Source organism: Streptomyces sp. NPDC059874 (assembly GCF_042731135.1).
Taxonomy (GTDB): Bacteria; Actinomycetota; Actinomycetes; order Streptomycetales; family Streptomycetaceae; genus Streptomyces.
The window spans coordinates 1-22,964 of record NZ_JBHWJY010000057.1 but is presented as its reverse complement, the minus strand read 5'-3'; the positions used below and the strand labels follow the sequence as shown (position 1 = coordinate 22,964).

Annotated in this window: 19 protein-coding genes; 13 read left to right on the top strand and 6 right to left on the bottom strand. The window is 70.4% G+C overall.

The annotated features are described in order from the left end of the window. Nucleotides 1-187: 187 nt before the first annotated feature. Nucleotides 188-886 (bottom strand): hypothetical protein, encoded by a 699-nt coding sequence (locus ACFV9H_RS27865; RefSeq protein WP_385403297.1) that lies wholly within the window; start codon nt 884-886, stop codon nt 188-190. Beyond that, on the bottom strand, nt 883-2,154 hold the full coding sequence (gene eccE, locus ACFV9H_RS27860; protein ID WP_385403294.1) for a type VII secretion protein EccE: 1,272 nt from the start codon (nt 2,152-2,154) through the stop codon (nt 883-885). The genes ACFV9H_RS27865 and eccE overlap by 4 nt, the downstream gene beginning before the upstream one ends. A 276-nt stretch (nt 2,155-2,430) precedes the next feature. On the opposite strand from eccE, the gene eccB reads away from it, so the two are divergent. The 4 genes from eccB to ACFV9H_RS27840 all read left to right on the top strand — a co-directional run bounded on the left by eccB (nt 2,431) and on the right by ACFV9H_RS27840 (nt 6,206). Beyond that, nucleotides 2,431-4,020: a type VII secretion protein EccB gene (gene eccB, locus ACFV9H_RS27855; RefSeq protein ID WP_385403291.1), complete on the top strand. Its 1,590-nt coding sequence runs from the start codon at nt 2,431-2,433 to the stop codon at nt 4,018-4,020. Nucleotides 4,021-4,031: 11 nt separating this feature from the next. Continuing rightward, complete coding sequence (mycP, locus tag ACFV9H_RS27850) at nt 4,032-5,297, top strand: type VII secretion-associated serine protease mycosin (RefSeq protein WP_385403288.1); 1,266 nt, start codon at nt 4,032-4,034, stop codon at nt 5,295-5,297. Between the two features lie 214 nt (nt 5,298-5,511). Next, nucleotides 5,512-5,850 (top strand): WXG100 family type VII secretion target, encoded by a 339-nt coding sequence (locus tag ACFV9H_RS27845; protein ID WP_385403285.1) that lies wholly within the window; start codon nt 5,512-5,514, stop codon nt 5,848-5,850. A gap of 47 nt (nt 5,851-5,897) precedes the next feature. After that, the gene (locus ACFV9H_RS27840) at nt 5,898-6,206 is read left to right on the top strand and encodes a WXG100 family type VII secretion target (protein WP_376659547.1); all 309 of its coding nucleotides are present in this window, start codon (nt 5,898-5,900) and stop codon (nt 6,204-6,206) included. 62 nt (nt 6,207-6,268) lie between these two features. Here ACFV9H_RS27840 and ACFV9H_RS27835 read toward each other — a convergent pair whose 3' ends face one another. After that, the gene (locus ACFV9H_RS27835) at nt 6,269-6,514 is read right to left on the bottom strand and encodes a DUF397 domain-containing protein (protein ID WP_376659548.1); all 246 of its coding nucleotides are present in this window, start codon (nt 6,512-6,514) and stop codon (nt 6,269-6,271) included. A gap of 76 nt (nt 6,515-6,590) precedes the next feature. After that, the gene (gene eccCa, locus ACFV9H_RS27830; RefSeq protein ID WP_385403283.1) at nt 6,591-10,541 is read right to left on the bottom strand and encodes a type VII secretion protein EccCa; all 3,951 of its coding nucleotides are present in this window, start codon (nt 10,539-10,541) and stop codon (nt 6,591-6,593) included. Between the two features lie 208 nt (nt 10,542-10,749). Between eccCa and eccD the strand changes: the two genes are divergently transcribed. The 6 genes from eccD (at nt 10,750) to ACFV9H_RS27800 (ending at nt 17,878) form a co-directional block, all read left to right on the top strand. Next, nucleotides 10,750-12,252: a type VII secretion integral membrane protein EccD gene (gene eccD / locus ACFV9H_RS27825; RefSeq protein WP_385403281.1), complete on the top strand. Its 1,503-nt coding sequence runs from the start codon at nt 10,750-10,752 to the stop codon at nt 12,250-12,252. A gap of 171 nt (nt 12,253-12,423) precedes the next feature. Beyond that, nucleotides 12,424-12,711 carry a 30S ribosomal protein S15 gene (gene rpsO, locus ACFV9H_RS27820; RefSeq protein WP_007266917.1) on the top strand — a complete coding sequence of 96 codons (288 nt, stop codon included), beginning with the start codon at nt 12,424-12,426 and terminating at the stop codon, nt 12,709-12,711. Nucleotides 12,712-13,015: 304 nt separating this feature from the next. After that, nucleotides 13,016-15,238 carry a polyribonucleotide nucleotidyltransferase gene (locus tag ACFV9H_RS27815; RefSeq protein WP_385403354.1) on the top strand — a complete coding sequence of 741 codons (2,223 nt, stop codon included), beginning with the start codon at nt 13,016-13,018 and terminating at the stop codon, nt 15,236-15,238. Continuing rightward, complete coding sequence (locus ACFV9H_RS27810; protein ID WP_385403277.1) at nt 15,235-16,614, top strand: M16 family metallopeptidase; 1,380 nt, start codon at nt 15,235-15,237, stop codon at nt 16,612-16,614. Before ACFV9H_RS27815 ends, ACFV9H_RS27810 begins: the two co-directional genes overlap by 4 nt. Before the next feature lie 42 nt (nt 16,615-16,656). Beyond that, complete coding sequence (dapB, locus tag ACFV9H_RS27805) at nt 16,657-17,409, top strand: 4-hydroxy-tetrahydrodipicolinate reductase (RefSeq protein WP_385403274.1); 753 nt, start codon at nt 16,657-16,659, stop codon at nt 17,407-17,409. 16 nt (nt 17,410-17,425) lie between these two features. After that, the gene (locus ACFV9H_RS27800; RefSeq protein ID WP_385403272.1) at nt 17,426-17,878 is read left to right on the top strand and encodes a hypothetical protein; all 453 of its coding nucleotides are present in this window, start codon (nt 17,426-17,428) and stop codon (nt 17,876-17,878) included. A gap of 28 nt (nt 17,879-17,906) precedes the next feature. Here the strand turns inward: ACFV9H_RS27800 and ACFV9H_RS27795 are convergent, their stop codons facing one another. Further along, the gene (locus tag ACFV9H_RS27795) at nt 17,907-18,467 is read right to left on the bottom strand and encodes a PH domain-containing protein (protein WP_385403270.1); all 561 of its coding nucleotides are present in this window, start codon (nt 18,465-18,467) and stop codon (nt 17,907-17,909) included. A gap of 48 nt (nt 18,468-18,515) precedes the next feature. Then, entirely contained in the window at nt 18,516-18,755 is a 240-nt protein-coding gene (locus tag ACFV9H_RS27790; RefSeq protein WP_329378611.1) for a hypothetical protein, read from the bottom strand. A gap of 98 nt (nt 18,756-18,853) precedes the next feature. Between ACFV9H_RS27790 and thyX the strand changes: the two genes are divergently transcribed. From thyX to ACFV9H_RS27775, 3 genes are all read left to right on the top strand, one after another. Then, nucleotides 18,854-19,708: an FAD-dependent thymidylate synthase gene (gene thyX, locus ACFV9H_RS27785; RefSeq protein WP_385403269.1), complete on the top strand. Its 855-nt coding sequence runs from the start codon at nt 18,854-18,856 to the stop codon at nt 19,706-19,708. Nucleotides 19,709-19,907: 199 nt separating this feature from the next. Continuing rightward, nucleotides 19,908-20,807: a 4-hydroxy-tetrahydrodipicolinate synthase gene (dapA, locus tag ACFV9H_RS27780; RefSeq protein WP_385403267.1), complete on the top strand. Its 900-nt coding sequence runs from the start codon at nt 19,908-19,910 to the stop codon at nt 20,805-20,807. Nucleotides 20,808-20,922: 115 nt separating this feature from the next. Beyond that, nucleotides 20,923-22,608, top strand: a complete 1,686-nt coding sequence (locus ACFV9H_RS27775; protein ID WP_385403351.1) for a ribonuclease J — start codon at nt 20,923-20,925, stop codon at nt 22,606-22,608. The last annotated feature ends 356 nt before the right edge of the window (nt 22,609-22,964 follow it).

The following is a 22,964-nucleotide window of genomic DNA, read 5'->3' as shown; positions in this document are numbered from 1 at the left end:
ACACTGGTCCGGCGCCCACCTCGACGCGCGCCCGCGCCCAGCCTAATCGCGGCCCGCCGCCCGTGTCCGCCCCCGTCGGCCCGGCCCCGCGCGGTCGCGACCACGGCAACGGTCAACCCCGGTCAACCGGGCGCCGATCCAAGGTGAACGATGTTCGGTCGACGTTCGGTGGATGTTCGCCCGACGGTCAGTCGATGCGCCGGGCCCCGCCCAGCAGGCCCGTCTCCGCTTCCGTCCCCTGGGTCATGACGAACTGCCGGTCCCGTGGCGTACACCACAGCGTCACCCCGTCACCCAGCGTCGGGAGCGAATCCACCGCCCGCCGCGACAGGTTCATCAGACGGCCGATCTGCTCCGCCTCGTCCGGGGACACCCGCTGCACGCCCACCAGCGCGGACTGCTGCAGCAGCCGCGGCGCCGTCGGGCTCAGGTACGGCAGCAGGGTCAGCACCGACTGCCAGGGCCCGGCCACCACGCGCCCGCGCGGCGGCCGCATCCCGCAATCGCGGATCACCAGCACCGGGCTGCCCGCGGAGGCGCCCTGCGGCGGGATCCGGCCCACCTCGTGCAGGGTCACGCACTGCTGCCCGCCACCCGCCGCCTGGGCCAGCCCGGACCACACGTGCCCGCGCCCGGTCTCCACCGCGACCCGCGCACCCGTGGCCGCCGCGCGCAGCGCCAGCACCTGCGCCGTCCACAGGCCGCCGATCAGCGTCACCTCGTACGGCGTCGGCCGGTTGATGCCGAGCACCGCCGGCTTCCCCCCGGAGTCCACGCCGATGACGACCCCGTCGTCCCCGACGGGCAGCGCCAGCGAGTCCAGATCCGCGGCGGCCACCACGTGCCGTTCCCGGCGCGGGCCGACCAGCCCGAAACCGCCCCTCATCGCGCCCCTCCCAGCGGCAGCGAAGCCAGCAGCCCCGGTACCTGTTCCCGGTCGAGCCGGACGAGGCCGGCCTTCACGCCACGCGCCGTCCGTTCCAACTCCCGGCGGGCCGCGACCAGTTCCTCGTCGCTGCGCCCCGTCACCCGTACGTGTCCGGCCAGGGTCACGCCCTGTCGCTCGGCGGAGGACATCGTGAGGCTGAAGTTGGTCGCGAGCGCGGGCAGCGAGGTCAGCAGCGCCACGAACTGCGGCAGCGCCGCCCCCGAGCCGCCCAGCTGCGGCCAGCGCGCTATCCAGTACGTCGTGTGTCGCCGGTCGTCACAGCGCCAGGTCCGCGGGGTCTCCTCCGTACGCCGCCCCGTGCTGGCCGACCGGCCCGCCTGGGTGATCGCCATCGGGTTCGCGCACGAGGAGGTGGCCAGCGCCGCCGTCAGCTCCTGCTCGGTCAGCACGGTGGCCTTGAACCCGGCCCCCGTCAGCCGGCTCGCCAGCTGGTCCGCCGCCCGCACCACGCACCGCTGCGCGCCCGCCAGTCCGCCGCCGCGCGCGGTGACCGCCTCGGGGCACAGCTCCGGGTCGAGCTTGAGGGCGATCCAGGTCAACCGCACCGCCGGCGTCCCCGTCCGGGCTTGCAGCGGTGCGTAGTTGCGCGTGGCCATCGACTGGGCCGGCAGGTGCGGGGCCGGAGCCGGCTGGGTGTGCTGCACCAGCTGCGCGGACTCCAGCCGGATGCCGTCCACTTCGAGGATGTCCCGTACGAGGCCCAGCGGCAGCGGCCGCTCCGCCCGGTCGGGCCGCAGCGCGGTCGCGTCCGTGTCCACCTGGACGACCGCGGTCAGGAAGGTGCCGTCGCCGACCATCCCGACGGGCCGCCGGTCACGGTCGCTGAAGGTGAGCGTCCGCAGCGCGGGATCGGCCTCGACGAGCGGGGCCAGCCCGGGCTCGGTGCCCGTGGGCACGGTGAGCGAAGCGGCCCGGCGCCGCCGCGCGCGCAGCGCGAGCGCGCCGTCGAGCCATTCCGGCAGGGAGCGCTGGTGACGGCGTACGACCGCGAGCATCACCAGGACCAGGGCCAGGATTCCGGCGGGAACCAGCAGAACCGGCTCCACCACCCAGGCCACCAACAGGGCGGCCGCGGCGACCTGGAGCAGCACGAGCTGTTGCAGTCGGAACGGGCCGAAGCGGCCGGGGCTCGACTTCGGATGCGGGGTCACCCCGCCGCGTACGGGTGCGGCCGTGCCAGTCCGTGGCGGCGTCGCGGTGGCCATCACTCGCGCAGCTCCCCTTTCTGGGGCCGCGCCCCATGAATCCCGGCACCGCACGGCACCTGCCGCACGACCACCGGAATCTCCCCGATCCACCCCAACAAGCCCTGATGCCCCGATGATCCTGAATACGGCGGTCCGAAAGGCGCTGAGCGGCAGCCTCACCCTACCCGGCCCCTGCGTACGGTCCGTCAAGAGGCATAGTAGGTGCCCGGTCCGACAATCGAGGCTCGGGGACCGTACCCACCGACCGGGCCGTGCGGGGAGAAGCAGGCGGTCATGGCATCACGACGTGATGAGCTCAACGCGTACACCTCTGCGAAGCGGCGCACGGTGGCTGCGTTCCTCCAGCCTTCCGCCACGGGGACCGAGGAGGGCGCACCGCGCCCGCTGCGCGCGGTCCTGCCGGGGTTGATCGTGGGGGCGCTGGTCATCGCCGGATTCGGCGCGTGGGGCATGTTCAAGCCGACGGCCCCCAAGGGCTGGGACGAGCCCGGTGTCCAGGTCATCGTCGGCAAGGACTCGACGACCCGGTACGTGGTGCTGACGACGAAGGTGGACGGCAAGGAGCAGCGCAGGCTGCACCCGGTGCTGAACCTCGCCTCGGCCCGACTCCTGCTCGAACCGGCCAAATCCAGCAAGGTCGTCACCGTCGCCGACAAGGTCCTCGACGGCGGCAAGGTGCCGCGCGGACCCATCATCGGCATCCCGTACGCCCCCGACCGGCTCCCCTCCAAGGACGACGCGGGCAAGGGCAAGCGCTGGGCCGTCTGCCAGCAGCCCGGCGGCAACGGCCAGGCCGTGCAGACCGCGACCTTCGTCCTCGCCGACCGCGAGGCCGTCCGCATGGACGACGAGCGCAAGCTCACCGACACCCAGGTGCTGTACGTCCAGAGCACCGGGCCGGGCAAGGAGCGCTACCTCGTCGACGGGACGGGCACGAAGTACAAGTTCCCGGAGGGCACCCCGGCCGCCGGGACGATGACCAACGCGCTGGTCGGTACCGGCGCCTCCCCGCAGCAGGTCACCGAGCAGTGGCTGGCCACCCTCAACGCCGGCGACGACCTTGCCTTCCCGCAACTGCCCGCCAAGGCCGGAACCAACGCAGACGTCAAGGGCCTGGTCACCGCCGACAACAAGGTCGGCATGGTGCTCAAGGCCCAGACCGGCTCCGGCACCCAGCACTACGTGGTGCTGCCCGGAAAGGTCGCCCCGGTCTCCGAGTTCGTCGCCTGGCTGCTGATCTCCGCCCCCGCCACCGACGGCCTCAACATGCACGGCAAGGCCCGTGAGGTCGACCTCCAGGCCCTGAACCCCGACGCGACCCCGTTCGCCGGCGGGACCAGGTGGCCGCAGAAGAAGTCCGACCGGATCAACCAGACGGCTCCGGCCACCGCCGGCCAGCCGGCGGGCTCCGGCGGCAACGGCCGCGACACCGTCTGCAACGTCCTGCATTCCGTCGACGCCCAGGGCAACCAGACCCTGAGCACCTGGGCGGGCACCGCCTTCCCCATCGACATCACGGCCAGCGGCACCAGCTCCTACGTCACCCCTGGTTCCGGACTGCTCTACACGCAGCTCCAGGGCAAGCAGACGACGGCCGGCGGTTCCCTCTTCCTCGTCACCGACACCGGCCTGCGGTACGCCGTGCAGGCCAACGGCGACAGCGACGCCGAGAAGTCGAAGATCGGCGCAGCCGACCAGCAGGCGAAGGGCGCCACGGACGTACGCCCCGAGGCCAGCCAGGCGCAGATCCGGCTCGGCTACGGGAACGTGACCCCGACCCTGGTGCCCATCGCGTGGTCGGAGTTCCTCTCCAAGGGCCCGCGCCTGGACACCAACTCCGCCCGTCAGCCGCAGGGTTCGTGAGGAAGCCGCACATGCCGTCCAAGCCGCCCGTTCACCAGCCCCGCAGCCGCGCCCCGCGCCGCGCGCCGCTGATCACCACGGCCCTCGCCCTGCTCGCGGCCGGCGCCGCGCCCGCGACCGCCGCGCAGCAACCCCCGTACGCCTTCCACCTCGACGGCGCCGGCGAGTGCACCTTCCCCATGAAGAAGCAGATCGCCGACCGTCCCTGGGCCCTGCAGCGCCTGCTCCTCGACGAGCTCTGGGCGCAGACCAAGGGCAAGGACAAGAAGGGCAACAGCGTCCGGGTGGCCGTCATCGACACCGGAGTGGACCGGGCGAACCCGCAGCTCGCCGGAGCCCTCGACACCGGCGCCGGCAGGGACTTCGTCGACCCCAAGGGCGGCGACGGCACGACCGACACGGTCGGCCACGGCACCAAGGTCGCCGGGCTGATCGCGGCCCGCCCCTACGAGGGCACCGGCTTCGTCGGCCTGGCCCCGGACGCCACGATCATCCCGATCCGGCAGAACGACGGCCAGGGCAAGGGCAACGCCAAGTCCCTGAGCGAGGCGATCGACCACGCCGTGGCCAAGGGCGCCCAGGTGATCAACATCTCCCAGGACACCGACGTACCGCTCTCCGCCGACTCCGACCTCGGCAAGTCGGTCCAGAAGGCCATCGACGCCAAGGTCGTGGTCGTGGCCTCCGCCGGCAACGACGGCATGAGCGGAGAGAAGCGCAAGACCTACCCGGCCGCCTTCCCGGGCGTGCTCGCCGTCGGCGCCTCGGACCGCAACAACGAGCGGGCCGCCTTCTCCCAGCCCGGCGACTTCATCGGGGTCGCGGCGCCCGGTGTCGACATGGTCTCCACCGTCCCCGGCTTCGGGCAGTGCCTCGACAACGGCACCAGCTTCTCCGCCCCGTACGTGGCCGGAGTCGCCGCCCTGCTGCGCGCCGAGCACGAGGACTGGACCGTGCAGCAGATCGTCTGGCAGATCCAGAACACCGCCGAACGCTCCGTCAAGGGCCGCGACGACTACGTGGGTTGGGGCATCGTCGACCCGGTGCGCGCCCTCAGCCAGGACCGTGAGGCCCCCAAGGCCCCGGTCCCCGACCCGGGCCCGCCGCCGGCCGCCGCCCCGGAGGCGGCGGAGCTGACGCTGACCGAGACGGCGCAGGAGCGCGAGGAGCGCCTCGGCACGTACGCTCTGGGCATCGGCGCCGTCCTCATCGCCGTCATCGCGGGGACCGCGACCGTCCTGCGCGAGGCGCGGAGCCGCAGACGCCGTTTGCAGTGAACGGTCACGGTTCATCAACAGAAGCGGACCACTGGTGTTGGGCAGGTCCGCCGAACTGGCTAGAGTGACAGCAGGCTTCACGACTGTGATCGGGGGATTCTCGTGAAGCGGAGGGGGATCTCGGGGGCGTGTGGCTGAAAACCGCCCTGGAAGTGTCCGCTCCGCCACGTAATCCGCCGATCGCGCCGGCGAATTGAGAAGTGAGGAGCTTCGGATGAGCAACAATTTCGGACTTGCAGACGATCCCATCGTCCAGGCCAAGAACAAGATCTCCGAAACGGCCGATGCCGTCACCACCCAGGCCCGCGAGCTGGCCGACATCCTCGCCACCGTGGGCGCGGGCTGGACCGGTGTGGGTGCCCAGGGGTTCATCAACGCCCAGACGGTGGTCAACGAGGACCACGACCAGATCCGTCGGCTGCTCGGGGTGCTGCACAACGCGGTGGCCCAGACCAAGAACCTGAGCAACGCCCAGGACGACGACGTGCGTGCGGCCTTCAGCGCCGTCCAGTCCAACGCGGGTGGCAACGGCTCGGGCCTCAACTCCATCTGACGCACGTCGTATTCCGGTAAGCCCCGCTCAGCGCTAAGGAGAAGAACATGGCTGCCACTGACGGCCACACCAAGGTCACATACGAGTCCGTCCAGCAGATGGCCAACCGCATCCGCACGGTCTCCAAGAAGATCGTCGACGACCTGGCCGCGATGGACCAGGCGCTCAAGGTCGTCACGGACACCTGGGACGGTGAGGCCCACGCCGCGTACGTCCAGCTCCAGGCCAAGTACAAGGGCCAGGCGGACCACATGAAGAACCAGCTGGAGCAGGTCGCCCAGCTCATCGAGCGCGGCAAGGACGACTACCGCTCCACCGACGTGAAGGCCTCGCGCCTGTTCACCGAGGCCTTCTGAGCCCGGTACACCAGAAGGGGCGCGCCCGCACCGGGCGCGCCCCTTCGGCGTCTCCGGACCGCTCAGGGGTGATGGCGGTCCAGGTCGAACTCGCCGTCCCTGGCCCCGAGTACGAAGGCCTCCCACTCGGCCGCCGTGTACCGCAGCACCGTGTCCCGGTCCAGCGAGGACCGCATGGCCACCGCGCCCTCGGGCAGCCGGGCGATCTCGACCCGCTCCTCGTCCGGGCTGGTCCCGGGCGGGCCCTCCCACTCCACGCCGCTGATGTCGAGCGCGTACAGCTCGTCCTTCTCCTGCTGGGTGCCCATGTGCGGCCTTTCCCCTCGGTGGCGCGGTCTTCACCGCCGATTATCGGCTCTGCGCCGCCCGAGGGGACCGGTTTCCTCACATCCCCGGCATCCGCCCCAGCTGCACCAGCGAGGTACCCCGCCTGCGCGAGGCGTAGTACGCCCGGCCCGGCGGCATCGGACGCGGCCGGACGTTGCCGACCAGGTCGCCCTCGGACGGATCGCCGGACAGGACGATGCCCTGCGCGCCCAGCTCCTTGATCCGCTGCATGAACGGCTCGTACAGCGACCGCGAGGCACCCGCCGAGTTGCGCGCGATGATGAAGCGCACGCCCGTGTCCCGGGCGAAGGGCAGGAACTCCACCAGCGGGGCCAGGGGATTGCCCTGACTCGTGGCCACCAGGTCGAAGTCGTCGATGATGATGAACACGTCCGGGCCCGTCCACCAGCTGCGGTCCCGCAGCTGCTGCGGAGTGACGTCGGTCGGCGGCTGCCGGCGCGAGAACACCCCGCCCAGCGCCTCCATGTGCATCTGCAGGGAGCTCGCCATCGGCGCGTACTCCAGCAGGTGCTCCTCCGGCAGCGCCCCCAGCAGGCTCCGCCGGTAGTCGCCCACGACCAGGCGGGCCTGGTCCGGCGTGTAGCGGGCCGCGATCTGCTGGGCGATGAGCCGCAGCAGGTTCGTCTTGCCCGACTCGCTCTCGCCGAAGACCAGCAGGAAGGGGTCGGACTCGAAGTCGACGAACACCGGCTCCAGGTCCGTCTCGTCGATGCCGATCGCGATCCCGCGGCCGGGGTGCTCCCCGCCCTTGGGCAGCTGGTCGGCGTGGAGCAGCCGCGGCAGCAGCCGTACGCCGGGAGCCGCGGCCCCCGCCCAGTTCTGCTTCACGGCCTCCACGAAGGCCGCCGTGGCCTCCGACAGGTCGCCCGCCTCGTGCGAGCCGTCGATCCGCGGCAGCGCCCCCAGGAAGTGCAGCTTCTCCGCCACCTGACCGCGACCGGGCATCCCCGCCGGGACGTTCGCCGCGACCTTCCGGTCGAACTCGGAGTCCATGACGTCGCCGAGCCGCAGCTCCAGCCGGCTGAGCATCTGGTCCTTGAGCGCGGCCCGCACCTCCATGTACCGCGCCGCGGTGATCACCACGTGGATGCCGTAGCCGAGACCACGGGCCGCGATGTCGTTGACGACCTGCTCCAGGCCCTCGTACTCGCCCCGGAAGTTGCCCCAGCCGTCGATGACGAGGAACACGTCGCCCCACGCCTCACCCGGCAGGTCGCCCGCCGCGCGCCGGCGCCGGTAGGTGCTGATCGAGTCGATGTTGTTGGAACGGAAGAACTCCTCGCGGCGGTTGAGGATGCCCGCCACCTCCGCGACCGTGCGCCGTACCCGCTCCGGGTCCAGACGCGAGGCGATCCCGCCCACGTGCGGCAGCTCGGCGACCGCGGACAGACTGCCGCCACCGAAGTCCAGCCCGTAGAACTGCACCTCGCGCGGGGTGTGCGTGAGCGCGAACGAGGAGATCAGCGTCCGCATCAGCGTCGACTTGCCCGACTGGGGACCGCCGACCACCATCATGTGGCCCGCCGCACCCGAGAAGTCCCGGTACAGCACCTCGCGCCGCTGCTCGAACGGCTTGTCGATGAGGCCGAGCGGTACGACGAGCCCGCCGGGCCGCGTGTAGCCGTCCGCGTGCAGCCCGCGCTCCGCGCTCGGCGCCAACGCCGGCAGCAACTGGTCCAGCGGCGGCGCCTGGTCGAGCGGCGGCAGCCACACCTGGTGCGCCGGCACCCCCTGCCCCTCCAGCCGGCCCACGATCACGTCCAGCACCGTGTCCGCCAGCGCGTCGTCCTCCCGCGCCGACTGCGCCGCCAGGTACGCCGGGTCCGGGGCCGCGTACACCACCGGCACCGGAGCCGCCGTGAACAGCGCGGGCCGCCGCTCCACCGGGAACAGGCCCACGGACAGGTCCGGGCCGCCCGAGCGGTAGGTGCCCGAGACGTACGCCGCCTTGAAGCGGGTCATCTCGTCCGTGCCGAACTTCAGATAGCCCGAACCGGGCACCGACGGCAGGTGGTACGCGTCCGGCACGCCGATCGCGGTCCGCGACTCCGCCGCCGAGAAGGTCCGCAGACCGATCCGGTACGACAGGTAGGTGTCCAGGCCGCGCAGCTTGCCCTCCTCCAGCCGCTGCGAGGCCAGCAGCAGGTGCACACCCAGCGAACGGCCGATGCGGCCGATCTGGATGAACATGTCGATGAAGTCGGGCTTCGCGGTCAGCAGCTCGCTGAACTCGTCGATGACCAGCACCAGCGAGGCCAGCGGCTCCAGCGGGGCACCGGCCGCGCGGGCCTTCTCGTAGTCGTGGATGTTCGCGTAGTTGCCCGCAGAACGCAGCAGCTCCTGACGGCGCTGCAACTCGCCGCGGATCGAGTCGCCCATGCGGTCCACGAGCGTGAGGTCGTCCGCCAAGTTGGTGATGACCGCCGCGACGTGCGGCATCTGCCCCATGCCGGTGAAGGTCGCACCGCCCTTGAAGTCGGCGAGTACGAAGTTCAGCGTCTCCGAGGTGTGCGTGACGGCCAGACCCAGCACCAGGGTGCGCAGCAGCTCCGACTTGCCGGAACCGGTCGCGCCCACGCACAGGCCGTGCGGGCCCATGCCCTCCTGCGCGGCCTCCTTGAGGTCCAGCATCACCGGGGCGCCGTCCTCGCCGACACCGATCGGCACGCGCAGCCGCTCACCGGCCGACCGCGGCCGCCAGGTCCGCGCCACGTCGATGGAGGCCGCGTCGCCCAGGTTCAGGAGGTCCGTGAAGTCCAGGTTGGCCAGCAGCGGCTCGTCGTCGTCCCCGCCACCGGTGCGCATCGGCGCCAGCTGCCGGGCCAGGGCCTCCGCCGCCGGCAACGACAGGGTGTCCGGCACGCCCTCGTAGGCCACGCCCGCCCCCGACTCCAGCCGCAGCCGGCCCGGTCGCACCACGACCGACAGCCCGCCGCGCAGCTCGTCCAGCTCGCCCGGCACCACCTCGACGATGGTCACGCCCTGCAGGCCCTCGGCCGCGGCGAACACCGAGTCCGGCGGCACCATGCCGCCGTCCAGCACCACCACCAGGTGCGGCTGGTCCAGCACCGGGGACACCTCGCGGCTGAACCGCGGCCGCCCGTCCAGCCGGGACCCCAGCAGCCCCTCCAACTCGGCGAGGTCGTCGCCGAACAGACGCTTCGTACCGGCCCCGTCGACCTGACCCGGGACCTGCGTGTGCGGCAGCCACTTCGTCCAGTCCCACGCGGGCACCGCACCCGGCGCGGCCACCACGGCCACCATCAGGTCCTCGGGGGAGTGCAGCGTCGCCAGCTGGGCCACCAACGCCCGCGCAGCACCGCGCGCGGACTCCGGCTCACCGGACACCGTCACGTGGTAGAACGCCCGGATCGACACCGCCACCGGCAGCCCGTCCAGCGAGGAGTGCACCTTCAGGAAGCGCTGCATCGCGCCCGCCGTCAACGGCTCCAGCTCGTCCACCGGGGCCGTGTCCGGAGCCACCAGGGGCGTCGACAACCGCTGGGAACCCAGGCCGAGGCGCGCCTGCCCGAAGTCCGGGTCGCCGACCCGGCGCTCCCACAGCCGCGAACCCTCGGCCACCACCGACCACAACTGCTCGGGAGCCGGGTGCAGGTACAACTGCGCGTCACGCTGCGCCCGCGCGGTCCTGCGTACCTGACGGCGGGTCTGCGCCAGGTACTTGAGGTAGTCCCTGCGGACATCCGCCATTTGCCCCTGCGTACCGCGCCGGTAGCGCACCAACTGGGCAATGATCATGCCCACGGTGGACGCCAGCATCAGCGTGCCCATGATCCGCATGATGGGATTCGGCGTCATGAAGAAGAACACGACGGACGAGCCCATGCCGAGCATCGGCAGGACCTGCATCAGCATGCCCTCTTGCTGACCGCGCGGCAGTTCCGGAGGAGCCTCCAGTCTCAGCTCGTCCGAAGGGACTTCGGGCGGCAGGGACCGCGGCGGGCGTTTGACGACGATCTGGCTCACCGGAGCATCAATCCCTCGAAAACGGACGGGACGTCGCAACCGGCGCCCCCAAGTCGCGGGCGCGGAGGGGGTCTCCTCCGCGCGACCGTGATCCTACTTGCCGACAGTCCGCCATATGCCCGGTAGGGTGGCGCGCCTAGGTCCTGTCCGGGCATGCGCATCCGCGAATCGTCCGTCGACGCAGGCGTCAACCAGGGGGGTCACACAGGTGAGTACGGCCGCAACGACGGGCTTCTGCAGGGTCACCGTCGTGGCCCCGGACAGTCGTATCGACGTCGCCCTCCCCGAGGACATCGCCGTCGCGGACGTCTATCCGGAGCTGCTGCGCCTCACCGGCCAGACCCAGCCCGTGGGCGCCCCCACCGGCTTCCACCTCGTACGCCGCTCCGGCACCGTCCTCGACGGCGCGCGTACCCTGGCCGCCCAGCAGGTCCTCGACGGCGAGGTGCTCAGCCTGCGCCCCTTCGCGGAATCCCTGCCGCCGGCCGTCTTCGACGACGTCTCCGACGCCGTCGCCTCCGCCGTCGTCCGCGACCGGCACCGCTGGAGCGACGACATGCTGCGCGGCGCGGGCCTGGCCGGCGCCGCGGTGCTCCTCGTCATGCTGGGCTTCGTCCTCTGGTACGCCGACCCGATCCGCCACGACATGAACGGACTGCCAGGCGTCATCGCCGGCGCCGTCGGTGTCCTGCTCACCGCCGTGGCCGGGGTCCGCGCCCGGGTATACCGGGACCGCGGCTCGGCCGTCGCGCTCGGCCTCAGCGCCCTCCCGCACCTGCTGATCGCCGGCTCCGGGATCATCGCCCCGGCCGCCGGCCAGGGCCCCGGGCGCCTCCAGTTCCTCCTCGGCTGCGTCTGCGTCCTGGTCGCCTCCGTCGCCCTGGTCGCGCTCACCCCCAGCGGGGACGCCCCCTTCGTCGCGGCCACCTTCGTCGCTGCCACCGGCACCCTCGCCACCTTCGTCGCCATCGCCACCGAGGCCTCCGCCACCCAGACCGCCGCCGCCTGCGCGCCCGTCGCCATCGGCCTCGTCGCCTTCCTGCCGAGCCTCTCCGCCCGCGTCGCCCGGCTGCCCATCGGCTACGCCGCCCCGCAGAGCGCCACCGAGGATTACGAGACCCCGGACCGCTACGAGACCGAGCCGTACGGTGACCACCCCGGCACCGAGGGCACCGAGCAGGGCGCCCCGCTCGACGCCGAGGCGATCGCCGCCCAGGCCCGCCGTGGCCACGAGATGCTGCTCGGCCTCGTCGCCGGCTGCGCCGCCATCGCCGTCGGTTCCGCCGCCGTGCTCGGTTTCTCCGACAACACCTGGGGCCGCCTGCTGGCCTTCGCCACCGGCCTCGCCATGCTGCTGCGCGCCCGGCTCTTCCGCTACACCTCGCAGGTGGTGTGCGCCCTGGGCGCGGGCCTGGCCGCCGTCGCCCTGCTGATCCTGGGCCTGGCCCTGCACCCGCCGGTCGCCCTGATCGAAGCCCTGTACAAGCAGGACCACAGCGGCATGGACATCCGTACGATCTGGCTGACCGCCGCCGTCGCGGCCGGCGCGGCGCTCCTCGCCGGAATTGCGCTTGTCATCCCCCGCAAGGGCCTGTCACCCTTCTGGGGAAGGCTGCTCGACCTCACCGAGGCGGCGGTCCTGCTCAGCCTGGTCCCCCTGACCCTGGCCGTGCTGGACGTTTACTCCCGGGCCCGCTCTCTCACCAGCTGAGACGGCGCGTCCCGGCAGCCTGGTACGCTGTGTGACGGCCGTTTGTGTACGCGCTCCCGGAATCCTCTGGAAGCTGCGCTCAGCGGACCCCGCCTCCCGAGTTACGGAAGATCCCCAGAGAATTCGACCTGGGGCACTCGGTGGCAACGAAGACCTAAACGAGGAGTACGCGTGCCGCTCGACGCCGCTACGAAGAAGCAGATCATCGCAGAGTTTGGTGCCAAGGAGGGCGACACCGGCTCCCCCGAGGTCCAGGTCGCGATGCTGTCCCGCCGCATCTCGGACCTGACCGAGCACCTCAAGACCCACAAGCACGACCACCACTCCCGTCGTGGTCTGCTGATCCTGGTCGGCCAGCGTCGCCGCCTGCTGCAGTACCTGGCCAAGAAGGACATCCAGCGCTTCCGTACGCTGGTCGAGCGCCTCGGCATCCGCCGCGGTGCGGCCGGCGCCAAGTAAGGCGTTGTGGAGGGAGCGGTTCCCACATCCGGGGGCCGCTCCCTTTGCTGTACGTGCGGACCGGACCGGACCCTTTGTAGTCTGGAACGGACGCCCGTGTGCGTCTGAGGAAGACGCTCACAACTGAAGAGGAGGAGCGCCCTCCCTACGCCGCCGGTCCTCGGTAGTGGCACCCGGAATGCCCCACGGGCACCGAACCGGGTGCTTCGATCGAAGACCGGCCCCCAGGCCAGGAGCGCTTCTCCGCAACCGTCCACCGCCACACGGGCGGCGGACGGAGACGACGAAAATGGAGAAAACGCTAGTGGAGAACGAGACCCACTACGCCGAGGCCGTCATTGACAACGGTTCCTTCGGCACCCGCACCATCCGCTTCGAGACGGGCCGTCTGGCCCGCCAGGCCGCCGGCTCCGCCGTTGCCTACCTGGACGACGACACGATGGTGCTTTCCGCGACCACCGCGTCGAAGAAGCCCAAGGACCAGCTCGACTTCTTCCCCCTGACGGTGGACGTCGAGGAGCGCCAGTACGCGGCCGGCAAGATCCCCGGCTCGTTCTTCCGTCGCGAGGGTCGCCCCTCCGAGGACGCGATCCTCACGTGTCGCCTGATCGACCGCCCGCTGCGCCCGTCCTTCAAGAAGGGCCTGCGCAACGAGATCCAGGTCGTCGCCACGATCATGGCGCTCAACCCCGACCACCTGTATGACGTCGTCGCGATCAACGCCGCGTCCGCGTCCACCCAGCTGGCCGGCCTGCCCTTCTCCGGCCCGATCGGCGGCGTCCGCGTCGCGCTGATCCGCGGCCAGTGGGTGGCCTTCCCGACGCACACCGAGCTCGAAGACGCCGTCTTCGACATGGTCGTCGCGGGCCGCACCCTGGAGGACGGCGACGTCGCGATCATGATGGTCGAGGCCGAGGCCACCGAGAAGACCATCGCCCTCGTCAAGGGCGGCGCCGAGGCGCCGACCGAGGAGATCGTCGCCGCGGGCCTCGAGGCCGCGAAGCCGTTCATCAAGGTCCTCTGCAAGGCCCAGTCGGACCTCGCCTCCAAGGCCGCCAAGCCCGAGGGCGAGTTCCCGGTCTTCCTGGACTACCAGGACGACGTGTACGAGGCCCTCACGGCCGCCGTCAAGGGTGACCTGTCCCAGGCGCTGACCATCGCGGGCAAGCAGGACCGCGAGGCCGAGCTGGACCGCGTCAAGGAGATCGCCGCCGAGAAGCTCCTCCCGGCCTTCGAGGGTCGCGAGAAGGAGATCTCCGCCGCCTACCGCAGCCTGACCAAGGCCCTGGTGCGCGAGCGCGTCATCAAGGACAAGGTCCGCATCGACGGCCGCGGGATCACGGACATCCGTACCCTCGCCGCCGAGGTCGAGGCCATCCCGCGCGTGCACGGCTCGGCGCTGTTCGAGCGTGGCGAGACCCAGATCCTGGGCGTCACCACCCTCAACATGCTCCGCATGGAGCAGCAGCTGGACACCCTCTCCCCGGTGACCCGCAAGCGCTACATGCACAACTACAACTTCCCGCCGTACTCCGTCGGCGAGACCGGCCGCGTCGGTTCGCCGAAGCGCCGCGAGATCGGCCACGGCGCGCTCGCCGAGCGCGCGATCGTGCCGGTCCTCCCGACCCGCGAGGAGTTCCCCTACGCGATCCGTCAGGTGTCCGAGGCCCTCGGCTCCAACGGTTCGACGTCCATGGGCTCGGTCTGCGCCTCCACCATGTCGCTGCTGAACGCCGGTGTGCCCCTCAAGGCCCCCGTCGCCGGTATCGCCATGGGCCTGATCTCCCAGGAGATCGACGGCAAGACGCACTACGTCGCCCTCACCGACATCCTCGGTGCGGAGGACGCCTTCGGCGACATGGACTTCAAGGTCGCCGGCACCAAGGAGTTCGTCACCGCCCTCCAGCTGGACACCAAGCTGGACGGCATCCCGGCCTCCGTCCTGGCCGCGGCCCTCAAGCAGGCCCGCGACGCCCGCCTCCACATCCTCGACGTGATGATGGAAGCGATCGACACGCCGGACGAGATGTCCCCCAACGCCCCGCGGATCATCACCGTCAAGATCCCGGTGGACAAGATCGGTGAGGTCATCGGCCCCAAGGGCAAGATGATCAACCAGATCCAGGAGGACACCGGCGCCGAGATCACGATCGAGGACGACGGCACCATCTACATCGGTGCCGCCGACGGCCCGGCCGCCGAGGCCGCCCGCGCCACGATCAACGGCATCGCCAACCCGACCATGCCGGAGGTCGGCGAGCGCTACCTGGGTACGGTCGTCAAGACCACCACCTTCGGTGCGTTCGTGTCCCTGCTCCCGGGCAAGGACGGCCTGCTGCACATCTCGCAGATCCGCAAGCTCGCCGGTGGCAAGCGCGTGGAGAACGTCGAGGACGTGCTCGCGGTCGGCACCAAGGTCCAGGTGGAGATCGCCGAGATCGACCAGCGCGGCAAGCTCTCCCTGATCCCCGTGATCGACGGCGAGGCTGCCGGCGACGACGCTGACAAGGACGACTCCGACAAGTGATGTCGCGTAGTTCCCGTGTGACGGCCCGCCCCTCTTCGGAGGGGCGGGCCGTCGCCCGTACCCAAACCCTCCTCAAGGGCAGCAACGGCATCGGCACCGTCCGGCGCACCGTCCTCCCCGGCGGCCTGCGCGTCGTCACCGAGACGCTGCCGTCGGTACGCTCCGCCACCTTCGGCATCTGGGCTCACGTGGGCTCCCGCGACGAGACCCCGTCGCTGGCCGGCAGCACGCACTACCTGGAGCACCTCCTCTTCAAGGGCACGCACAAGCGCAGCGCCCTCGACATCTCCTCCGCCATCGACGCGGTCGGCGGCGAGATGAACGCCTTCACGGCGAAGGAGTACACCTGCTACTACGCGCGCGTGCTCGACACCGACCTGCCGCTGGCCATCGACGTCGTGTGCGACATGCTCACCGGCTCGCTGATCCGCGAAGAGGACGTCGACGCCGAGCGCGGGGTCATCCTCGAAGAGATCGCGATGACCGAGGACGACCCGGGCGACATGGTCCACGACCTGTTCGCGCACACCATGTACGGGGACACGCCGCTGGGCCGCCCCGTACTCGGCACCGTCGACACGATCAACGCACTCGGCGCCGACCGGATCCGCCGCTTCTACAAGAAGCACTACGACCCGACCCACCTGGTCGTGGCGGCCGCCGGCAACGTCGACCACAACAAGGTCGTCCGCCAGGTCCGCGCCGCCTTCGAGAAGGCCGGCGCGCTGACCCGCACCGACGCCGAGCCGATCGGCCCGCGCACCGGCGCCAAGCGCATCCGCACCGCGGGCCGCGTCGACCTCGTGAACCGCAAGACCGAGCAGGCCCACGTGGTCCTCGGCATGCCGGGCCTGGCCCGCACCGACGAGCGCCGCTGGGCACTCGGCGTGCTGAACACGGCCCTGGGCGGCGGCATGTCCTCCCGGCTCTTCCAGGAGGTACGGGAGAAGCGCGGCCTGGCCTACAGCGTGTACTCGTACACCTCGGGCTTCGCCGACACCGGCCTCTTCGGCGTGTACGCGGGCTGTCGCCCCAACCAGGTCCACGACGTGCTCCGGATCTGCCGCGAGGAGCTCGACAAGGTGGCCTCCGACGGCCTCGCCGATGACGAGATCAAGCGGGCCGTCGGCCAGCTCTCCGGCTCCACCGTCCTCGGCTTGGAGGACACCGGCGCGATCATGAATCGGATCGGCAAGAGCGAGCTGTGCTGGGGTGACCAGATGTCGGTCGACGACATGCTGGCCCGCATCGCCGCGGTGACCCCGGACGACGTCCGCTCGGTCGCGCAGGATGTACTGGCCCAGCGGCCCTCACTCGCGGTGATCGGCCCGCTGAAGGAGAAGCAGGCTGCCCGCCTCGACGAAGCGGTCGCCTAATTCCGTACGGACGTAGGTCCGTGCTCTTTTAAGGACGTGAATATGAGCAAGCTGCGCGTGGCGGTCCTCGGCGCTCAGGGCCGCATCGGCTCCGAAGCGGTCAAGGCGGTCGAGGCGGCCGAGGACATGGAGCTGGTGGCCGCCCTCGGCCGCGGCGACAAACTGGAGACGCTGGCCGAGGCCGGCGCCCAGGTCGCCGTCGAGCTGACCACCCCCGCCTCGGTGATGGAGAACCTGGACTTCCTCATCCGCCACGGCATCCACGGTGTGGTCGGCACCACCGGATGGAACGAGGACCGCCTCGCCCAGCTGAACACCTGGCTCGCCGCTTCCCCGGCGACCGGTGTGCTCATCGCACCGAACTTCTCCATCGGCGCCGTCCTCACCATGAAGTTCGCCGCCCAGGCCGCCCGCTACTTCGAGTCCGTCGAGGTCGTCGAGCTGCACCACCCGAACAAGGTCGACGCCCCCTCCGGCACGGCGACCCGTACGGCGCAGCTCATCGCCGCCGCGCGTGCCGAGGCCGGTCTCGGCGCGCAGCCCGACGCCACCGCCACCGCCCTCGACGGCGCGCGCGGCGCGGACGTCGACGGCGTCCCGGTGCACGCCGTACGCCTGCGGGGTCTGCTGGCCCACCAGGAAGTGCTCCTGGGCGGCGAAGGCGAGACCCTGACCATCCGTCACGATTCCCTGCACCACAGCAGCTTCATGCCGGGCATCCTGCTCGGCGCGCGCCGCGTGACGCAGACCCCCGGCCTCACCTTCGGCCTGGAACACTTCCTCGACCTGGGCTGACCGGACTGATTTCACGATGCGCGCGAAGATCACGTACTTCCTCACGGCCGCCGTCCTGGTCGTCTACTTCGTCCTGGCCGGCAGCCGTGGCCTGATGCTGATCCGGCACGGCACCTGGCTCACCGTCACCTTCGGGGTGGCCGTGCTCATGCTGCCGGTCATCGGCGTCTGGTTCCTCTGGAAGAACACGCAGTTCGTCACCAAGGCCAACCAGCTCGCGACCGAGCTGGAGGCCGAGGGCGGCCTGCCCGTCGACGAGTTGGAACGGGACCAGTACGGCCGGATCCTGCGGGACTCCGCCGACGAGGTCTTCGCGCGCCGCAGGGCCGAGACCGAGGACGCGCCGGGGGACTGGCGCAACTGGTTCCGGCTCGCCGTCGCCTACCGCGACGCCCGTGACACCCCGCGGGCCCGCACGGCCATGCAGCGCGCCATCGCCCTGCACGACAAGAAGCCCGTACAGGCCTGACCTGTACGGGCTCCTCGGGGGTACGACGTCAGGCGGTCACGGGCCGGTACTCATCGGCCCAGGCCGCGACCATGTCGGCGGCGCGGTCGAAGGCCTCGGCCCGCGACAGGAAATCGGCGTTGTGGTCGGTCAGCAGCACCGGCAGCTCCGCGCCGTCACGCCCGGCCGCCGTCAACGCCTGCCCCTGCACGGTCCTCGGCAGCCCGAGCCAGCGCACCGGCTGCTGGACCGTACGCAGCTCGACGATCTCGCTCCAGGCGAGCGAGCGCGTCCCGAAGAACGCCACCCGGCGCAGCCCCGCACGGCTCACCCAGACGCCCATCTGCAGCATCCGCAGCGCCGAGCCGACCACCGCGAGGGCGGCGACCAGGCAGACCAGCGCCCCGGCCCCCGCGCCGACGAAGGCGACGATCATGGTGGCCAGCAGCATGAAGGCGGACAGCAGGAGCAGCACCGCGGCGATGGCGACCCGCCAGGGGCCCGGCCGGTAGGGGCGCCGCCACCGGTCGTGGTCCACATGGGCCAGTACCGCGTCGGCGTCGTCGTCCGCGTCGGACACGCCGTCGGCCGTCAGGAAGGGCAGGGGCACGGCTGGACCTCACTCACATGCACGTTCGGTTGGGCTGTGCCCGTGAGGCTACCGCCCCTCGGACGCCTCCGACTGCTGCGACTTCTCCGGTGCCTTGCTCGGTTGCAGTGCCGGCATGCCGAAGAGCAGCGAGCCGACGAGCCCCGCCACCACGGTCAGACCGACCAGACTACGGGCGGCCAACTGGCTCTTGCTCAGACTCTCGCGCGGCGGCGGAGTGACGTTGCTGCGAAAACGGTCGGCCTCGGCGACGAAGGCGAACGGGACGGGTTCGCGCCGGCGAAACATCAGGGGCATCTCCTTGGGATCGGTGGGCGTGCGTTCTCCTACGTAGGACGTACGAACCGATCAATCGGTGCCGGATTTCGGGACATTCACCAAATTTCATGTCGACGCGTCAGCTGTCCGGGTGGCCGAGCCGCGACTGCGCTTGCGCGAGGACCCGTGAGGGGCGTCGTAGAGTGGGCGCGCCCCAGGAACGCACGTTTGGAAGGACCCCGGTGAGCGAGACCGCCGCTTCAGATCTGAAACCCAGCTTCCGCAGTGATGTGACGGTGGAGCTGGTGAAGCACTCCGCCGCCGACTCCGACGTGCTGTGGGCCGCCCGTGTCTCCACGGCCGGCGAGCAGTCGCTGGAAGAGCTGCAGAAGGACCCGGAGCGCTCCAAGGGCCTCATCAACTACCTGATGCGCGACCGCCACGGCAGCCCCTTCGAGCACAACTCGATGACCTTCTTCATCAGCGCCCCGATCTTCGTCTTCCGGGAGTTCATGCGTCACCGCGTGGGCTGGTCCTACAACGAGGAATCCGGCCGCTACAGGGAGCTGGAGCCCGTCTTCTACGTCCCGGACGCCGAGCGCAAGCTCGTCCAGGAGGGCCGCCCGGGCAAGTACGTCTTCGTCGAGGGCACCGCGGCCCAGCAGGAGCTGACCGGCCGGGTCATGGAGGACTCGTACCGGCAGGCCTACGAGGCCTACCAGGAGATGCTCGCGGCGGGCGTGGCGCGCGAGGTCGCCCGCTCGGTCCTGCCGGTCGGTCTCTTCTCCTCGATGTACGCCACCTGCAACGCGCGCTCGCTCATGCACTTCCTCGGCCTGCGCACGCAGCACGAGCTCGCGACCGTGCCGTCCTTCCCGCAGCGGGAGATCGAGATGGTCGGCGAGAAGATGGAGCAGCACTGGGCGAAGCTCATGCCGCTCACGTACGCGGCCTTCAACGGCAACGGCCGGGTTGCCCCGTAAGGTCCGCTACGCCCGCCACGTACAGATGTACTGAGTCAAGTCCGAAGTGTCCGTATTGCGGCGTTTCGTAAAGTTCATCTAGGCTGATCAAACGGACCCGGCACTGCTTGAACCCCCGAGCAGGCAGTGCCGGCGTCCAACACCCAGTTACGTCCCCCGAGGGCTCACCGCGAGCGTGGCAGCGAGTAGCGTGTTACCCATGGCTCCGATCTCGACTCCGCAGACCCCCTTCGGGCGGGTCCTCACCGCCATGATCACGCCGTTTACGGCGGATGGCGCACTCGACCTCGACGGCGCGCAGCAGCTCGCCGTCCACTTGGTGGACGCAGGCAACGACGGCCTGATCATCAACGGCACCACCGGTGAGTCCCCGACCACCACCGACGCGGAGAAAAACGACCTCGTACGAGCCGTGCTCGAAGCCGTCGGAGACCGCGCCCACGTGGTCGCCGGCATCGGTACGAACGACACCCGCCACACCCTTGAGCTGGCCCGCCAGGCAGAGCGCACCGGCGCCCACGGCCTGCTCGCCGTCACCCCGTACTACAGCAAGCCGCCGCAGGAGGGCCTCTTCCGGCACTTCACGGCGATCGCCGACGCCACCGAGCTGCCGGTCATGCTCTACGACATCCCCGGCCGCAGCGGTGTCCCGATCGAGACGGAAACTCTCGTCCGCCTGGCCGAGCACCCCCGTATCGTTGCCAACAAGGACGCCAAGGGCGACCTGGGCCGCGCAAGCTGGGCCATCGCGCAGAGCGGCCTGGCCTGGTACTCCGGCGACGACATGCTGAACCTGCCGCTCCTGTCGGTCGGCGCGGTCGGCTTCGTCTCCGTGGTCGGCCACGTGGTCACCCCCGACCTGCGCGCCATGCTGGACGCCCACCTCGCCGGTGACGTCCAGAAGGCGGCCGAGATCCACCAGAAGCTGCTCCCCGTCTTCACCGGCATGTTCCGCACCCAGGGCGTGATGACCACCAAGGCCGCCCTGAACCTGCAGGGCCTGCCCGCCGGCCCGCTGCGGCTCCCGCTGATCGAGCTGACGACCGAAGAGACGGCCCAGCTCAAGATCGATCTTGCCGCGGGCGGGGTACAGCTCTGACAACAGACTTCACAACTGAATAAGCAACGCCACAACAGACAACAGCAAGTGCACGAATGACATGCGCGCCACGTGCCTCAAGGGGTACGTGGCGCGCGTGGTGAAGGAGAACCTTTTGAGCCATCCGCACCCTGAACTGGGCCCGCCGCCGAAGCTCCCCAAGGGCGGCCTCCGAGTCACCCCCCTGGGCGGCCTCGGCGAGATCGGCCGCAACATGACCGTCTTCGAGTTCGACGGTCGCCTGCTGATCGTCGACTGCGGCGTCCTCTTCCCCGAAGAGGAGCAGCCGGGCATCGACCTGATCCTGCCGGACTTCACGTCCATCCGGGATCGCCTCGACGACATCGAGGGCATCGTCCTCACGCACGGTCACGAGGACCACATCGGCGCCGTACCGTACCTCCTCCGGGAGAAGCCGGACATCCCGCTGATCGGCTCCAAGCTGACGCTGGCCCTCATCGAGGCGAAGCTCCAGGAGCACCGCATCCGCCCCTACACCCTCGAGGTGAAGGAAGGCGAGCGCGAGAACCTCGGCCCCTTCGACTGCGAGTTCATCGCGGTCAACCACTCCATCCCGGACGCCCTGGCCGTCGCGATCCGCACCGGCGCGGGCATGGTCGTCGCCACCGGCGACTTCAAGATGGACCAGCTCCCGCTGGACAAGCGCCTCACCGACCTGCACGCCTTCGCGCGTTTGAGCGAGGAGGGCATCGACCTCCTCCTCTCCGACTCGACGAACGCCGAGGTCCCGGGCTTCGTACCGCCCGAGCGCGAGATCTCCAACGTCCTGCGCAACGTCTTCGCGAACGCCCACAACCGGATCATCGTGGCCAGCTTCGCCAGCCACGTGCACCGCATCCAGCAGATCCTCGACGCCGCCCACGAGTACGGCCGCCGGGTCGCCTTCGTCGGCCGCTCGATGGTCCGCAACATGGGCATCGCCCGCGACCTGGGCTACCTGAGGGTCCCGCCGGGCCTGGTCGTGGACGTCAAGACCCTCGACGACCTGCCGGCCCACGAGGTCGTCCTCGTCTGCACGGGTTCCCAGGGCGAGCCGATGGCCGCCCTGTCCCGCATGGCGAACCGCGACCACCAGATCCGGATCGTCCCCGGCGACACGGTCATCCTCGCCTCGTCCCTGATCCCGGGCAACGAGAACGCGGTCTACCGCGTGATCAACGGCCTGACCCGCTGGGGCGCCAACGTGGTGCACAAGGGCAACGCCAAGGTGCACGTCTCCGGCCACGCGTCGGCGGGCGAGCTCCTGTACTTCTACAACATCTGCAAGCCGCGGAACCTGATGCCGGTCCACGGCGAATGGCGCCACCTGCGCGCCAACGCCGAGCTCGGCGCCATGACGGGCGTCCCGAAGGACCGCATCGTCATCGCCGAGGACGGCGTGGTCGTCGACCTCATCGACGGCAAGGCCCGGATCTCCGGCAAGGTCCAGGCCGGCTACGTGTACGTGGACGGCCTCTCGGTCGGCGACGTCACCGAGGTCCACCTCAAGGACCGCAAGATCCTCGGCGACGAGGGCATCATCTCGGTCTACGTCGTGGTGGACAGCACCACGGGCAAGGTCGTCAGCGGCCCGAACATCCAGGCCCGCGGCTCCGGCATCGACGACGGGGCCTTCGGCCCGGTCATCGCGAAGATCGAGGAAGCCATCGCCCGCGCCGCGTCCGACGGCGTGGCCGAGCCGCACCAGATCCAGCAGCTCATCCGCCGCACGATGGGCAAGTGGGTCTCGGACAGCTACCGCCGCCGCCCGATGATCCTCCCGGTCGTCGTCGAGGTCTGACCCTCGCCGTAGCGACATCACCGGAGCGGGGCAACCGGATTTGCATCCGGGGGCCCCGCTCCAGTACGTTTACGTCTCCACCCCAGCACAACAGCCGGGCACACATGTGTGTCCGGTCGAGTCGCGCGGGCGGGTGGGAATCCAGACCCAGGGAAACCTGATAAAGTCTGGTTCTCCCGAAAGGGAAAGGCCCCCCGAAGGCCATTGGAATTCAAATCCAGTCGGAAACGACCGGAAAGAGATTCTGATAGAGTCGGAACCGCCGGAAAGGGAAACGCGAAAGCGGAAACCTGGAAAGCACCGAGGAAGTCGGACACGAAAGAGTCTGATAGAGTCGGAAACGCAAGACAGCAGAA